Origin of the sequence: Sulfitobacter geojensis, from assembly GCF_000622325.1 — a bacterium.
GTDB lineage: Bacteria > Pseudomonadota > Alphaproteobacteria > Rhodobacterales > Rhodobacteraceae > Sulfitobacter > Sulfitobacter geojensis.
On sequence record NZ_JASE01000005.1, the window covers coordinates 2,089,429 to 2,104,381 of the forward strand.

The window sequence follows — 14,953 nt, forward strand, 5'->3', positions numbered from 1 at the left end:
CTTTCAGGTGACGCTTTTACCTGCGTTTATTCAATGCGACGGTGCCCAGCACCATATCCGTCAGCCCCTGACGACGTGCGGAGGTCAGCATCAACACGATCGATATCAGCTGCAACACAGGGATGGCGAAGGACACGGAATAACCAAGCGTGTGCAGAAACGCTGTGGTGCCATCAAGCGGGCGGTCGTCGCCCCGGCGGATTTCCAGCGACATCAGGCGCATCCCCCACGTGGCCGACCCGCCGGCCAGGGTTGCGACGCGATAGAGGAAACCGACAACCAGCATCAGAAAGGGGAAGAAGAACAAACCGGTGAACGCTGTGAAGGGCACAATGATCAGGCAAAGCACCGCAATCAGGATCATATCAAGGATCCATGCCACAAGCCGTTTGGTTGGCACGGCATCATAAAACTGTGGTTGGGTATCGGGATCAGGGGTCATCGGTGTCTCGTTCGTTAAAGGGATGTTGCCCTCCGGTCAGTGCCGGAGGGCGGGGTGATCAGGCGTTGCTGCCTGCATCTTCACGTTTGGCGCGATCGTCCATGAACTGGTCGAATTCCGCCTTGTCTTTGGCTTCGCGCAGTCGTTCAAGGAAGGCTTCAAAATGGCCTTGCTCTTCTTCCAGACGGCGCAATGTGTCGGCTTTATAGGCATCAAATGCCGCATTGCCGGTGCTGCGGGTGGACATGACGCTGCGGTTGCGGCGGTTGGCGCAGGATTTGCCAGAAAACATACGTTTACTCCAGATCATATATGCAAGAAGGGCGAGGCCGACAGGCCAGAAAAAGATGAAGCCAAGGACCATTGCCGCGATCCACGCGCCTTTGCCTTTTTCATCAAGCCAGTTTTCAGTGCGTGCAAACCAGTTGGGACGCGGTGTGTAGGTCTGCTCGGATGCGAGTGTGTTCATGGTCGGGCCTTTCGAATATGTAGGCCTGACTGCGGCCTAGCTTCTTAAAAGGTCTTATGTGAATGCCTTTTACATTACTCAAAATGGGGATTGTTGCGCAGCTTGCAAGTGAAAATGTGAATGTTATTTACATTTATTTTGAATTCTGAATGAATTCAGCGGGTTGCGCATCGGATATTTCCATCATCTGCTGTGGGATCATACCGAAAACATGGTGTGGGGTGCCGGCAGCAGCCCAGATTTTGTCAAAACCAAGCAGCGTCGTGTCGAACCATTTGCGGCAGGGATTGAGATGGGCCACCGGTGACACACCGCCAATTGCAAAACCGGTCTGGGCGCGGATCAGCGCGGCGTCTGCCTTTCCCAACGGTTCGCCCGCAAGGGCAGAGGCGCGTTCAAGATCGACCTGCTGTCCGCCTGCGGTGATGAACAACACCGCCTCACCAGTGGTTTCGCCGCGCAGCACGATTGACTTGGCAATCTGGTCGACCTCGCAATCAAGCGCCAATGCGGCGTCGAGTGCTGTGCGCGCGAGGGCGGTTTCCTTGATCTCGGTGGGGGCGGTATGGCTGTCCAACAGGGCGCGCACACGTTTCAGGCTCTTGCTCATGGTCGCAGTCTGGCGCAAAGATCGAAGCATGACAACCACGCTCGCCTCACAGATCACCCGCACGCCGCGCATCTTTCATCAAGACCGCGCCCGCGACGCTTTGGCCTTGATCGACGACGCCCCGCCAGAGGTGCGTGAACTGGTGGCGGGGGCGGCGTCCTGTGCGCCCTATCTCCTTGGTTTGCTGGAAAAGGAAACGGCATGGCTGGTGCAGGCTGTCACCAATCCGCAGGCGGCGGTGCAAGCCGTGATCGACAGCGCCGCGACCCTTCCGTATGCGCAGGTCAGCGACGGGTTACGTGCCGGTAAACGGCGCGTTGCATTGATGACGGCGCTTTGTGATCTGGGCGGTGCATGGGCGCTTGAACAGGTGACGGGCGCATTGACCAACTATGCCGACGCCGCATGTGCAGCGGCATTGCGTGCCGGTCTGGCCCCGCAGATCGAGCGCGGGAAACTGCCCGGCATGACTGCGGACGATCTGGCGGATGCCGGCGGCATGGTGGTGTTGGCCATGGGCAAGATGGGCGCGCACGAGCTGAACTATTCGTCCGACATCGACCTGATTTGTCTGTTTGACGAAACGCGCTTTGACAGCGGCGATTTCCATAACGCCCGCACGGCGTTCGTACGGGCCACCCGATCAATGAGCGCCACACTCAGCGATCTCACCGGCGAGGGGTATGTGTTTCGCACCGACTTGCGCCTGCGCCCCGACCCCGGTGTGACGCCGGTCTGCATGGCGATGGAGGCGGCAGAGCGCTATTACGAAAGCTTGGGGCGCACATGGGAACGTGCGGCCTATATCAAGGCGCGGCCTTGTGCGGGCGATCTGGACGCTGGCGGGCGGTTCATCAAAACACTGCGTCCGTTCATCTGGCGGCGCCATCTGGATTTCGCCGCGATCCAGGACGCCCATGATATGCGCCTTGCGATCCGCGAACACAAAGGGCTGGGCGGGCCGATCACCTTGCCCGGTCACAATATGAAACTAGGGCGTGGTGGCATTCGCGAAATCGAATTTTTCACCCAGACACGTCAGTTGATCGCGGGCGGGCGTGATCCCGAACTGCGCGGGCGGGGCACATGCGAAAACCTTGCCAAACTCGCACAGAAAAACTGGGTCCCGACCGACGTTGCCGAAACCCTGACAGATCATTACCGCGCGCACCGCACCGTCGAACACCGGTTGCAAATGGTCCGTGACGCACAGACGCATGATTTGCCACAGTCCGACACCGGTTTTGCCCGGCTGGCCGCAATGATGGATATGGAAGTGCCCGATCTCGAGGCAGACCTGCACCGCCGTTTATCGGAAGTCCATGAAACCACCGAAGGGTTTTTTGCGGGCACACAGGCCAAAGGGACGCCGGTACAAGAGACAGAAGTTCACGAAACGCACCGGTTCGACGCGCAGGTGTTGGACCGCTGGCACAGCTACCCTGCGTTCCGTTCCGAACGCGGGGCCGAGATTTTCGAGCGGCTCAAGCCCGATCTTCTGGCACGACTTGCCCGCGCGGCCAAACCGGACGAAGCCTTGCTGGCCTTTGACGGGTTCCTCGAACGCTTGCCCGCAGGGGTACAGTTATTCTCGCTTCTCAATGCCAATCCGCAACTGGCGGATCTGTTGATCGACGTGGTCAGCACCTCGCCGGCGCTGGCGAAACACCTGTCGCGCAATGCCGCAGTGTTTGATGCGGTGATTGGTGGTGATTTCTTTAGCGACTGGCCCGGCGAAGCGGAACTGCGCGACGCGTTAAGCACCGTATTAGCCCGCGAACCCAGTTATGAGGCCCAGCTTGACGGCACCCGTCGGTGGGCGCGTGAATGGCATTTCCGCATCGGGGTGCATTTGCTGCGCGGCTTGACCAATGCGGAAACGGCCGGGCTGCAATATGCCGATCTGGCCCGCGCGGTCCTTGGGGCGCTTTGGCCGGTGGTGGCGGATGAATTTGCCACCCGCTACGGGCCGCCACCGGGACGAGGTGCTGTGTTATTGGGCATGGGCTCGCTTGGGGCAGGGCGGTTGAACGCGACCTCTGATCTGGACCTTCTGGTGATTTACGATCCGCTGGATCAAGACGCATCGGACGGCAAACGGTCGCTGCCCTCGCGCACTTATTATGCGCGGCTGACGCAGGCCATGATCACTGCGATGACGGCTCCCATGTCGCAGGGCAAGCTTTATGAAATCGACATGCGGTTGCGTCCATCGGGCAATCAGGGGCCGGTGGCGACCAGTCTGGCGAGCTTTGAAAGCTATCAGAAAACCCAAGCCTGGGTTTGGGAGCATCTGGCCTTGACCCGTGCAAGTGTTGTTGCAGGGCCGCGCGCATTGGGGGACGATGTCGACCGGATGTGCGCGCAAGTGCTGGCGTTGCCCAGCCCGCCCGAACAGGTGGTTGCCGAAGTCGCGCAGATGCGCGTGCGGATCGCGGCCAGCAAAGCGGTGGGCGGACCATGGGACGCCAAGATTGGCCCCGGCCGGTTGCAGGACATCGAGCTCTTTGCACAATCAGGTGCCTTGATTGCGGGCCGTGAGGCGCACCGGATTGCCGATGGCATCACCGCGGCCAAGGCCGGGGGGCTGATTGACGATCACGGCATGCAAACCCTGCGCGCGGCCTATGATGCCTGTTGGCAGTTGCAATGCGCGGGCAAGCTTTTGTCGCCGGACGCGCTTGATACCAGGGCATTGGGGCAAGCGGGGGCGGCATTTCTTGCGCGTGCACTTGGATGCGACACTTTGGCCGAAGTAGAGGCGCATATGGAACAGAAATGTCAGGCTGCCGCGGGTGTAATCGGCGCTGCATTGGCAGCCCCTCAAGGAACGGCAGAATGAAAAAAGGTGACGCACAAGACCCCAAGGGGCTGATCTTTGAAAGCTATCGGATCGAGGGCATCACCAAACCGGAATGCCGCACGATCTTTCTGGATTGGGCGCTTAGTCTGCCGCTGGAGCAAAACACAAGTACCACCATTGGAAAGCTGCTTGCGCAATACCAGCCCGATCAACCGGATCACCCCATGACCGAGGTGCTAAACGAGGGGCTGCACTCCATGGCCGCCCCGCGCCGTCGCGGCGGTTGGCGCAAGCGCACCCGCAACTAGGGTGCGATCCGCAGTACCAGCCCTGTCGTTCACGCGGATAATACCGTGCGATGCCTGTTAAAACCCCTGAAATCCATCGAAAATAGCCGTAAAACGGCCTCAATTTACCTGCACCTTATGCGCAGATAAAGCGGGATCGCAAAAGCATCCCCAAGCGAGGTAGACATGGTGACTTTGAATTTCGATGCACAACGCTGCGGTAAAATTGCCGCCGCTCTGATGCTTGGCAGCACGCTTGCCGCCTGTAGCAACATGCCCGATCTCGCCAGCCGCAATGCCCCGTTCGAGTCCGTTGCGCCCGCCAGTGTGCTGACGCCCGCCACTGTTGCACAGGATCAGCCCGCGACCGCCGCTGCGGCGCAACTGCCGATGACAGTCACCGCAATCAACGTCACTGTGCCGCGCGCCCTGTCGGTATCGGAAGCAAATACATATTACCCCAACGGCGATATCGTTTGGCGGGGCGATCCGATTGGCGACCGCCACGCGCAGGTTGCACAGATCTTCGACACGGCCTTTCACGCCGGTACTGCCGATATGTCCGGCGCGACAGGCGTGATTTTGGACGTTGAAGTTGTGCGTTTCCATTCCGTCACCGAAAAGACCCGCTATTCCGTGGGCGGGGTGCATAATATGGTGTTCAAGCTGACAGTGCGCCGTGCGTCGACGGGGGCAGCCCTTGCGCCAACCCGTCTGGTAGAGGCGAACCTGCCCGCCTTGGGCGGACGCGCCGCAATCGAAGCGGACCGCAACGGCCAAACCCAGAAAGTGCGGGTCACCGGCTATTTGTCCCAAGCGATCCGCCATGAATTGGCGCGGTTTGTCTCGGCCTAAGCGCAGTTTGACGGAATCAACGCTTTCCCAAAGGCGTTTTACCGACTAAAGGGGCGCTATGACAGCGCCCCACACCCCACCCGCAAACGACGATCCCGCAACTGCCACGGCACCTGCCGCCCTGCCGACCGTTCGGATGATGCCCAAGGCCAACGCCCGTGCCATCCGCTTCGGCGCGCCTTGGGTCTATGCCAACGAGATGGTCGTGGACCGGCGCACCAAGAACCTTGCCCCCGGTACGCTGGCCCGTCTGGAAGATGCAGAACGCCAGCCCTTGGGGTTGGTTGCGATGAACCCCAACTCCAAGATCATTGGCCGGATGCTGGACGCGGATCCCGAAACCGTGATTGATCAGGCATGGTTCGAAGACAAGATCTCCCGCGCGCTTGCCCTGCGTTCGCAGCTTTTTGACGCCCCGTATTACCGCCTGATCCACGCCGAAGCGGATGGTCTGCCCGGTGTGATCATCGACCGTTTCGGGGATACCTGTGTGGTGCAACCCAATGCAGCATGGGCTGATGCGCGGATGGAGATGTTGAGTGCGGCGCTTGTCGCGGTGACTGGCGTCGCCAACGTGTTGAAAAACGCAGGCGGGCGCACGCGCACCCTTGAAGGTCTGGACGATGTTTCAGGCGTGACGGCCGGTGCCGTGCCTGACGGCCCGTTGCCTGTGCCGATGAATGGCGCGACCTATATGGCGGACCTTACAGGCGGCCAGAAAACCGGTCTGTTTTACGATCAACGCCCCAACCATGCCTTTGCCGCGAATATGACGCGCGGCTTGCGTGTACTGGATGTGTTTTCCCATGTTGGCGGGTTTTCTCTGGCGGCATTGGCCGCGGGGGCGCAAAGCGCTATGGCCGTCGACGGTTCTGCACCGGCGCTGGACCTCGCCGCCCAAGGGGCAGCCGCCATGTCGATGCAGGACAAGTTCAGTGTGCGGCACGGCGATGCCTTTGACACATTGGCTGCTCTGCGCAGCGAAGGTGCGGAGTTCGATGTGGTGATTTGCGATCCACCTTCCTTTGCGCCGTCCAAAAAAGCGCTCGAAGCCGGATTGCGTGCCTATGAACGCATTGCACGCTTGGCCGCACCTTTGGTGGCTGAAAACGGGATTTTGGGTCTGTGTTCCTGTTCCCATGCGGCCGATCTGACGGCGTTTCGCACTGCATCCGTGCGCGGCATCGGACGGGCAGGGCGGCGCGGTATTCTGCTGCACACGGGCTTTGCAGGCGCCGACCATCCGCAGCTGCCGCAACTGGCCGAAAGCGGCTATCTCAAATCGCTGTTCTTCCGCCTTTGATGGGGCCGCGCATCCTGATCGACGCTTGCGTATTGTATCCGACAGTGATGCGCGAAGTGGTGATGGGGGCGGCCAAAGCAGGGCTGTTCCGGCCGGTCTGGTCCGAACGGATACTGGAAGAATGGGCGCGCGCGGCGATCAAGCTTGGCCCGATGGGCGAAATGCAGGCGCGCAGCGAAATCGCCATGCTGCGCGCGGCGTGGCCCGATGCTGAACGCCCCGCCGCGCCGCAAATCGGACAACGTTTATGGCTGCCTGATGAGAACGATATACATGTGCTGGCGGTGGCAGTGGATGCCAGTGCCGACATGATCATGACCTTGAACGCCAAGGATTTTCCCCGCGATATTCTGGCCGAACAGGATTTGATCCGTGTCGATCCCGACAGCTATCTGCACCAGCTTTGGCAGGACCACCCGCAGGTGATTGCGCAAGCAGCAAATGATGTATTGGAAACGGCCCGCACCCTGTCCGGCAAGCATTGGGAATTGCGCGCCTTGCTTAAAAAGGCGCGTCTGCCGCGCTTGGCCAAGGCGTTGTCCCCACCGCGTCAATCCTGACCTACCGGCCTAGCTGTTCCAACGTTTCTGGAGCATTTGCAATGCTTTGACGCGTTCTTCCGTTTTAGGATGGCTCAGCAACCATGCAGGCGCGCTGCCTGAGTTGGACTGGGTCAGCGCCTCCAGTTTTTTGAACAGGGAAATCTGGGGGGCCACGCCAATACCGGCCTTGGTCAACAGCGCAGCAGCATAGGCGTCCGCCTCGTATTCGTCACCGCGTGACAGACGCGCAGCCAGCAGCGTGGTGAGCATATTTGCAATCCACACGCCAGCGAAAGGAATGAAACGGCCCAGCACCATCGCCAACACAGTGCGGATCGCGTTTTGACCTGAAAAATCAATCATCCGGCGGCGGGAATGGCCCAAGGCGACATGCCCCAGCTCATGCGCGATCACGCTGGCCAGTTCTTCGGCGCTGACTTCGCCCTTGTGAAACTTGTTATAAAACCCGCGGGTGATGAAAATGCGCCCGTCTGGTGCCGCCAACCCGTTCACGGGTTCGATTTCATAGATGTGAACCTTGATCCTGGGAAGGTCCAGCGCACGGGCCAATCTGTCGCTCATGTCTTTCAGTGCCGGATCGGCCAGAACGGTCGAACGTGCATCGAGTTCACGCGCGGTGCGCCACGCGGAAAAGCGATACATCGCAAGGCCATACGCAAGGGCAAGCAGGATAGGCAGAATACGGATCATAAGATCAATATGGGCACGGTCGCGCGATAGGCAAGCGCCGTGATATATGCCCCCACAAGATACACGCCGCTCAGCGCGTCAGCTCTTTGATCCCACGCGACAGCCCTTCAAGGGTCATTGGCACCATCGCTTGAGGGCCGAATATCTCTTGGATCATTGCGATGGATTGGGTGTAGGGCCAATATTTCTCGGGAACCGGATTGATCCACAGGTTGCTTGTCCATTGATCGCGTGCACGGGCCAACCACGTGGATCCCGCTTCGGCGTTCCAATGTTCGTTCGCGCCACCGGGGTAGGCCACCTCGTAAGGGGACATCGACGCATCCCCCACAAAAATACATTTGTAATCTGGGCCGTAGGTGCGCAGCACCTCATGGGTTTCCATCTGCTGGTCCCAGCGGCGGCGGTTGTCTTTCCACACACCTTCGTAAAGGCAGTTGTGAAAATAGAAGTGTTCCATGTGTTTGAATTCGGATTTAGCAGCCGAAAACAGTTCTTCGACGACCTTCACATGCGGGTCCATTGACCCGCCAATATCAAGAAACAACAACACCTTAACGGCATTGCGCCGCTCAGGGCGGGTTTTCACGTCAAGATAGCCATGTTCGGCCGTTGCGCGAATGGTGCCGCCTAGGTCCAGCTCTTCATCCGCCCCGTCACGCGCCCAACGGCGCAAACGTTTCAGGGCGACCTTGATGTTGCGCGTGCCCAGTTCAACGGTGTCGTCCAAGTTCTTGAATTCACGCTTGTCCCAGACCTTCACGGCCCGCTGGTGGCGCGATTCATCCTGACCGATCCGAACCCCTTCGGGGTTGTAACCGTAGGCACCGAACGGCGATGTGCCGGCTGTGCCGACCCATTTGTTGCCGCCCTGATGACGGCCCTTTTGTTCTTCTAGCCGTTTCTTCAGCGTCTCCATCAGCTTGTCAAAACCGCCAGCGGCCTCTATCTCGGCCTTCTCTTCGGGCGAAAGATGCTTTTCAGCCATCTTTTCAAGCCAGTCTTTCGGGATTTCAACCGCTTCAAGAACGTCGTCCAAGCTGATGTTTTCCAAGCCTTTAAAGGCGGCAGCAAAAGCCTGATCAAACTTGTCGATGTTGCGTTCGTCTTTGACCATCGCAACGCGGGCAAGGTAATAGAACGCCTCGACGTCATAGGTTGCGATGCCCGCCGCCATACCGTCAAGAAACGCCAGAAATTCGCGCATGGAAACGGGAACTTTGTGTGCACGCAGCTGATCGAAGAAGGGTAAAAACATCAGGCGGCCAACAAAAAGCGGTCCACAACAACCGTCAACACCATGCCGACGATCATGAACGCCATGGCGTAACCGGCAGCATATTGCGCGATATCCTTGCGATTGCCGCCGCGTTTGCGGGCAGTGAAACCGCCCAGAACTGCGCCGATGATACCTAGAATGATGACGATCATGCGTGACCCCGCTTTGCCCTTCGGGCAGCTTATCCTTTAAGCGGGTTCAGCGATGCAATCTCGCGCAGCTTGGCCCGCACTGCCCAGTCTGGACCAAAGCCGTATCGCGCCCAGCCGATGCTGTCCAGTCTGACGCTACGCGCTTCTGCGTGGCGGTTTTCCAGTTCCAGCGCTTCGGAGCGCAACAACAGCAAGGTAGAGAGCAAGGCCGCGTTTTCACTGGCTTTTGCGGTGTTGATATGTGGGGCGATCAGCCGCAGGGCTGTGCCGCCATCGCCGCGCGTAATCGCATAGGCTGACAGCTGTGTGGCGACATAGGCACGGTGCAATGTGGTGCCGGGGGTGTTGGCGTAATAGCGCTCGGCCTCGATATAGTGGCGATGCGCCAGCGCTGGATCGGTGGTTTGCATGACACGGCCCATGGCGTAATGCGCAAATGCGCGACGGTGGTCCTGCCAGCCCATAGCCGTGGCGATCCGAATGGCCTCATTTGCGGAGGCGGTGCGCCCTTCAAAAGAAATCGACCGGCCAAGGGCGGTTTGTACCGCTTTGCTCCATTCACGCGGGGTGCGCGTGGCGTACCGGGCGGGCTTGTTCACGCCGCGCGGGTTGGTGCGCGCCAGAATGCCGGGCAGGGCGGCGGCAACCTGTCCACGGGACATGCCCGAGCGCAGTGCCGGATCGTAATAGGTGCGCAGGATCAGCATATCGAAACCGGTCAGAACGGTATGCACGTTGTCATCATTGAACACACTGTCGGGCAAGCGATAAAGGTCATTCAGCGGGCCAAGCGCCTGCGCCAGTTCTTCGTGCAAACAATCGCGGACTTCTTGCGGGCTTGAATCATTGGGCAGGAAAATCGACAGGCGTTCGCGTTTTTGCAGCAGGGTCCAGTTGGTTTGCGGCTTGCGGCGGGCTTTGCTGTATTCGGCAAGTGACGACACGTTGGGCGCGACAAAACAGGCGGCCTGCGGGAGCACGTTGCGGATTTCAGCGCGGCTGACGGCCTGAATGGTGATGTTGGCATCAGGTGCAGTTGTCTGGCTAATATCAATCCGCGCCTCACTGCGCAGTCGCGAGATCAGGCGGCTCAAATCAGGCCCGAGGGTCGATGTCGGGTTGCCAGTGACGCGCACGGTGATCGGCGTTTCAAATCGCGTCAGAACGGGCAATCTGCGACCGCTTTCCATCTGGAAAGACAGTTCGATGAAATCCAGCGCCAGATCGTTGTTTGAACGCACAGGTGCACTCGGCACGCTTGAGGCAAAGCTTTTCATCGGAGGCAGCGAGCTGTCGGCGAAATTTGCGCGGGTAGCAACGTCATGCTGCGAGGCGGGCACACAGGCATTCAACAGCAGGACCAGCGGCAGTACTGTGCGCGCTCTCACAGAAAAAAACCGACAACAGAGGGTTTTACCGGAAAGCGACGTGCAGAACGCACACCATTATAGCGCACGCAAGGTGCCGAACTGATCATCATAACTGCCTGCCTGTCCTTTTTGGACGTTTGGATTTCCAGTCTTTTCGCCTTCCATCAGGACCTTAGTAGGGAGCAATTAAGGCAAATTTGGGGCAAATAGGGCGAAATAGGGCAGCGTGAATTCAATTTAAACGAGAATTTCGGGCGGTGTCAAAATAACGCCGCAATTCTAGATGGTTAGGCGGTATTCAGAGCTGAACGCCAAACCCGATAGCGCGCGGGTGAGTTGCAAACACCCCACAGATGGCGGTGTTTTGCATCTCATTGTCGATACTGCGTTGCTTTTGACGGATCAGCGCCCGCCACGGGCCATGAAGGCCAGCCGCTCGAACAAATGCACGTCCTGCTCGTTTTTCAGCAGGGCACCGTGCAGTTTCGGCAGGGCCGAAGCGCCGTCTTTCTTTAGATCAGCGGCATCCATATCTTCGGCCAACAACAGTTTAAGCCAATCCAATACTTCGGAGGTTGACGGTTTTTTCTTAAGACCTTGTTGGTCGCGGATTTCGTAAAACTGCGTCAATGCCGTGGTCAGCAGGCTTTCTTTGATCTTCGGGTGATGCACCTCGACGATCTTTTTCAGCGTGTCCATATCGGGGAACTGGATGTAGTGGAAAAAGCAGCGGCGCAAAAAGGCGTCGGGCAATTCTTTTTCATTGTTGGAGGTGATGATCACGATCGGGCGGTTTGCGGCCTTGACCATCTCGCCTGTTTCGTAGACGAAAAACTCCATCTTATCAAGCTCTTGAAGAAGATCGTTAGGGAACTCGATATCTGCCTTGTCGATTTCATCAATCAGCAGAACAACCTTTTCATCGGCCTCGAAAGCCTCCCAAAGCTTGCCCTTGCGGATATAGTTGGCCACGTCGTGCACCCGCTCTTCACCCAGCTGGCTGTCGCGCAACCGGCTGACGGCATCATATTCATAAAGACCCTGCTGCGCGCGGGTCGTGGATTTGATGTTCCACTCGATCATCCGCAAACCCAAGGCTGCGGAAACCTGCTTGGCCAGTTCGGTCTTGCCGGTGCCGGGCTCGCCCTTGACCAGCAGCGGGCGTTCCAGCGTGACAGCGGCGTTCACAGCAATTGTCAGATCGTCGGTTGCGACATAATCAGCGGTGCCTTGGAATTTCATGTTACTTTTCAACCTTCTGATTATGGACGTGGACAAATGCCTTTAACCAAAAATCAAAGTGATTGTGTAGTGACAATTCTAAGAGGCTAAGATAGACGCAGCGTCATTGGGGGCGATCTCGGGGAGAGAGGTCTCGTATGCCAGAAACGAAAACAGTTGAGGGGTATGATATGAAACAGGAAGTTTTCCTGCCTGATAATTATTCACCGGCCGAAGATGAACCTTTCATGAACGACCGTCAGCTTGAATATTTCAGACGTAAATTGATGAACTGGAAGACCGAATTAATGGAGGGCAGTCGCGACACTATCGAATCTTTGCAGGATGGTACCCGCAATATTCCTGACGTGATCGACCGTTCTTCAGAAGAAACCGACCGCGCGCTGGAATTGCGGACCCGCGACCGGGCGCGCAAACTGGTGTCCAAGATCGACGCTGCGTTGCGCCGCATCGACGAAGGTGAGTTCGGCTATTGCTCTGTGACAGGGGATCCGATTTCGCTCAAGCGTCTGGACGCCCGTCCGATTGCGACAATGAGCCTTGAAGCGCAGGAAAAACACGAGCGGCGCGAAAAGGTGCATCGCGACGATTGATCACTTTCCTGATGTGTCGAATAAGAAAACGCCGGAGCTTCGTCTCCGGCGTTTCTGTGTGAAGGGGCTTGCATGAATATTTCAAACGCAGTTGTCGTGGGCGGCGGGATCGGTGGGCTGGCGGTCGCGGCGGCATTGGCGCGCGGCGGGGTTGCCGTCACCGTGTTGGAACAGGCCAACGCCCTGCGCGAAGTGGGGGCAGGGTTGCAGGTCAGCCCGAATGGCCTTGCGGTTCTGCGGGCCCTTGGACTGGAAGCCGGGCTGCGCACCAAAGAGGCCGTGCAGGGGCAGGCCGTGGTGTTGCGTGATTTTGCAAATGGCGCAGAGGTGGCACGGTTGCCGTTGGACCGGTTGCCAAAGACACAACGCTACTATTTTGTGCATCGGACTGATTTGATTGACCTTCTGGCGGGGGCCGCGAAACGGGCCAACGTGACCTTTGAAATGGGCGCGCAGGTTGCCAGCATTCGCCCCGGTAAGGTGCCGCAGGTCCAGATGACCGATGGCAGCACACGCCGCGCCGAACTTGTGGTGGCCGCGGATGGGATTCATTCAGTGGCGCGGCCCGCATTGAATGGACCCGATAGGGCGGTGTTTTCCGGTCAGGTGGCGTGGCGCGCTGTGGTGCCCAATGAAATCAACCATCCGCCCGCGGCGCAGGTGCATATGGGCGCGGGCCGGCATCTGGTCAGCTATCCCTTGCGGGGAGGCCGGTTGATTAATCTGGTGGCGGTAGAAGAACGCGACGGTTGGGCGGCCGAAGGTTGGCACCATGCGGATGATCCGTCCAATGTAAAAAACGCCTTTTCGGGTTTTGGCGGCGATGCGGCGCGGATGATCAATGCCGTTAAGCATGTGACGCTTTGGGGGTTGCATTTGCATCCGGTGGCGTCCGTCTGGCAGCAGCAAGGCGTGGCTTTGCTGGGGGACGCCGCCCATCCGACACTTCCGTTTTTGGCCCAAGGGGCGAATATGGCCTTGGAAGATGCGTGGGTCCTCGCGGATCAGGCCATGCACGGGCAGGGTGACTGGCTAGCCGGCTATCAACAGCGCCGCGAGGCGCGGGTCCGGCGGGTGATCGGCGCGGCGGAAAAGAACGCGCAGCGCTATCACATGCGTGCCGGACCGATGCGAAGCCTTGCCCATCTCGGTCTCAAACTCGGCAGTCGCCTTGCGCCGTCAAAGATGTTGGGGGCGTTCAACTGGCTCTATGGCCATGACGTCACACGCCCCCGTAAACCCTAGGGTTTTGCCCGCTGCACCATGCCGAACAGATCGCGCGGATCGTCGGGATCAGCCAGCAGATCAAGCGGGTGAAACAGCCCCGTATCGGCAATGCGGTCGCGCACATAGCGCAGCGCCGAAAAATCCTCGATTGCAAAGCCGACACTGTCAAACAAGGTGATCTGTTTGTCGTCCGTGCGCCCCTTGGCGGCACCGGTCAGCACTTCCCAGAATTCCGTGACGGGGTGATCGGCATCCATCTGCTGGATCTCGCCCTCTATCCGCGTCTGTTCAGGGTATTCCACAAAGATTTCAGCGCGGCGCAGGATCGCAGGTGCCAGTTCCGTCTTGCCGGGGCAATCCCCGCCGATGGCATTGATGTGCACGCCTGCGCCGACCATATTGTCGGTCAGGATGGTGGCATACTGCTTGTCCGCGGTGCAGGTGGTGATGATCTGCGCGCCTTCCATCGCGTCTTGTGCGCTTTCGCAGGAGGTCACGCGCAGACCTAGCCCTGCAAGGTTCGCGGCGCATTTCGCAGTTGCCGCAGGGTCGATGTCATAAAGACGCACTTCCTCGATGCCGACGATGGTTTTCATGGCGAGACTTTGAAATTCCGACTGCGTGCCATTGCCGATCATCGCCATGACCTTGGCGTTTTTCGGGGCAAGCACCCGCGCAACCAAGGCAGATGTCGCCGCCGTGCGCAGCGCCGTCAGCAGGGTCATTTCACTCAACAGGACAGGATAGCCGGACGCCACATCCGCCAGCAGGCCAAAGGCCGTGACCGTTTGCAGGCCGTCCGCCGTGTTGGAAGGATGGCCGTTCACATATTTGAACCCGTAAACATCGCCGTCCGAGGTCGGCATCAATTCGATCACGCCGCTCTCGGAATGACTGGCCACGCGCGGTGTCTTGTCAAACAGTTCCCAGCGTTTGAAATCGGTTTCGATATAGTCAGCGATGCCGCGCAACATCTCTTCGATTCCAACGTGATGCACCAGTTTCATCATGTGATCGACAGAGACAAAAGGCACCAGCGCCTTGGACGACGGTTTGAGGTTTGTCATA

General features: G+C 58.7%; 16 protein-coding genes. 7 read left to right on the forward strand and 9 right to left on the reverse strand.

Going from position 1 to position 14,953, the window contains the following annotated elements:
• Positions 1-16: 16 nt before the first annotated feature.
• The 3 genes from Z947_RS0112150 to Z947_RS0112160 form a co-directional block, all read right to left on the reverse strand.
• Positions 17-442 carry an RDD family protein gene (locus Z947_RS0112150; RefSeq protein WP_025044573.1) on the reverse strand — a complete coding sequence of 142 codons (426 nt, stop codon included), beginning with the start codon at positions 440-442 and terminating at the stop codon, positions 17-19.
• 58 nt (positions 443-500) lie between these two features.
• Positions 501-911: a DUF2852 domain-containing protein gene (locus tag Z947_RS0112155; protein WP_025044574.1), complete on the reverse strand. Its 411-nt coding sequence runs from the start codon at positions 909-911 to the stop codon at positions 501-503.
• Between the two features lie 133 nt (positions 912-1,044).
• On the reverse strand, positions 1,045-1,521 hold the full coding sequence (locus Z947_RS0112160; RefSeq protein WP_025044575.1) for a YbaK/EbsC family protein: 477 nt from the start codon (positions 1,519-1,521) through the stop codon (positions 1,045-1,047).
• Between the two features lie 28 nt (positions 1,522-1,549).
• Between Z947_RS0112160 and Z947_RS0112165 the strand changes: the two genes are divergently transcribed.
• The 5 genes from Z947_RS0112165 to Z947_RS0112185 all read left to right on the forward strand — a co-directional run bounded on the left by Z947_RS0112165 (position 1,550) and on the right by Z947_RS0112185 (position 7,329).
• Positions 1,550-4,363 carry a bifunctional [glutamine synthetase] adenylyltransferase/[glutamine synthetase]-adenylyl-L-tyrosine phosphorylase gene (locus Z947_RS0112165; protein ID WP_025044576.1) on the forward strand — a complete coding sequence of 938 codons (2,814 nt, stop codon included), beginning with the start codon at positions 1,550-1,552 and terminating at the stop codon, positions 4,361-4,363.
• Positions 4,360-4,632 carry a hypothetical protein gene (locus Z947_RS0112170; protein ID WP_025044577.1) on the forward strand — a complete coding sequence of 91 codons (273 nt, stop codon included), beginning with the start codon at positions 4,360-4,362 and terminating at the stop codon, positions 4,630-4,632. Before Z947_RS0112165 ends, Z947_RS0112170 begins: the two co-directional genes overlap by 4 nt.
• A gap of 165 nt (positions 4,633-4,797) precedes the next feature.
• Positions 4,798-5,466, forward strand: coding sequence for a DUF6778 family protein (locus tag Z947_RS0112175; RefSeq protein WP_025044578.1), 669 nt, complete (start codon positions 4,798-4,800; stop codon positions 5,464-5,466).
• 58 nt (positions 5,467-5,524) lie between these two features.
• Positions 5,525-6,769, forward strand: a complete 1,245-nt coding sequence (locus Z947_RS0112180) for an RSP_2647 family RNA methyltransferase (RefSeq protein ID WP_025044579.1) — start codon at positions 5,525-5,527, stop codon at positions 6,767-6,769.
• Positions 6,769-7,329 carry an RSP_2648 family PIN domain-containing protein gene (locus tag Z947_RS0112185; RefSeq protein ID WP_025044580.1) on the forward strand — a complete coding sequence of 187 codons (561 nt, stop codon included), beginning with the start codon at positions 6,769-6,771 and terminating at the stop codon, positions 7,327-7,329. Before Z947_RS0112180 ends, Z947_RS0112185 begins: the two co-directional genes overlap by 1 nt.
• 9 nt (positions 7,330-7,338) lie before the next feature.
• On the opposite strand, the gene Z947_RS0112190 is transcribed toward Z947_RS0112185, so the two are convergent.
• The 5 genes from Z947_RS0112190 to Z947_RS0112215 all read right to left on the reverse strand — a co-directional run bounded on the left by Z947_RS0112190 (position 7,339) and on the right by Z947_RS0112215 (position 12,065).
• Positions 7,339-8,022: a M48 family metalloprotease gene (locus Z947_RS0112190; RefSeq protein WP_025044581.1), complete on the reverse strand. Its 684-nt coding sequence runs from the start codon at positions 8,020-8,022 to the stop codon at positions 7,339-7,341.
• A gap of 70 nt (positions 8,023-8,092) precedes the next feature.
• Positions 8,093-9,280, reverse strand: coding sequence for a vWA domain-containing protein (locus Z947_RS0112195; RefSeq protein WP_025044582.1), 1,188 nt, complete (start codon positions 9,278-9,280; stop codon positions 8,093-8,095).
• The gene (locus Z947_RS0112200) at positions 9,280-9,453 is read right to left on the reverse strand and encodes a hypothetical protein (RefSeq protein WP_025044583.1); all 174 of its coding nucleotides are present in this window, start codon (positions 9,451-9,453) and stop codon (positions 9,280-9,282) included. The genes Z947_RS0112195 and Z947_RS0112200 overlap by 1 nt, the downstream gene beginning before the upstream one ends.
• A 29-nt stretch (positions 9,454-9,482) precedes the next feature.
• Complete coding sequence (locus Z947_RS0112205; protein ID WP_025044584.1) at positions 9,483-10,841, reverse strand: DUF2927 domain-containing protein; 1,359 nt, start codon at positions 10,839-10,841, stop codon at positions 9,483-9,485.
• Between the two features lie 384 nt (positions 10,842-11,225).
• The gene (locus Z947_RS0112215; RefSeq protein ID WP_025044585.1) at positions 11,226-12,065 is read right to left on the reverse strand and encodes an AAA family ATPase; all 840 of its coding nucleotides are present in this window, start codon (positions 12,063-12,065) and stop codon (positions 11,226-11,228) included.
• Between the two features lie 137 nt (positions 12,066-12,202).
• On the opposite strand from Z947_RS0112215, the gene dksA reads away from it, so the two are divergent.
• Together dksA and Z947_RS0112225 are read left to right on the forward strand one after the other, a co-directional pair.
• Positions 12,203-12,658 carry an RNA polymerase-binding protein DksA gene (gene dksA, locus Z947_RS0112220; RefSeq protein WP_025044586.1) on the forward strand — a complete coding sequence of 152 codons (456 nt, stop codon included), beginning with the start codon at positions 12,203-12,205 and terminating at the stop codon, positions 12,656-12,658.
• Positions 12,659-12,730: 72 nt separating this feature from the next.
• On the forward strand, positions 12,731-13,903 hold the full coding sequence (locus Z947_RS0112225) for an FAD-dependent monooxygenase (protein WP_025044587.1): 1,173 nt from the start codon (positions 12,731-12,733) through the stop codon (positions 13,901-13,903).
• Here the strand turns inward: Z947_RS0112225 and Z947_RS0112230 are convergent.
• Positions 13,900-14,952, reverse strand: a complete 1,053-nt coding sequence (locus Z947_RS0112230; protein WP_025044588.1) for an ornithine cyclodeaminase — start codon at positions 14,950-14,952, stop codon at positions 13,900-13,902. The two genes, Z947_RS0112225 and Z947_RS0112230, sit on opposite strands and share 4 nt — an antisense overlap.
• Position 14,953: the final 1 nt, after the last annotated feature.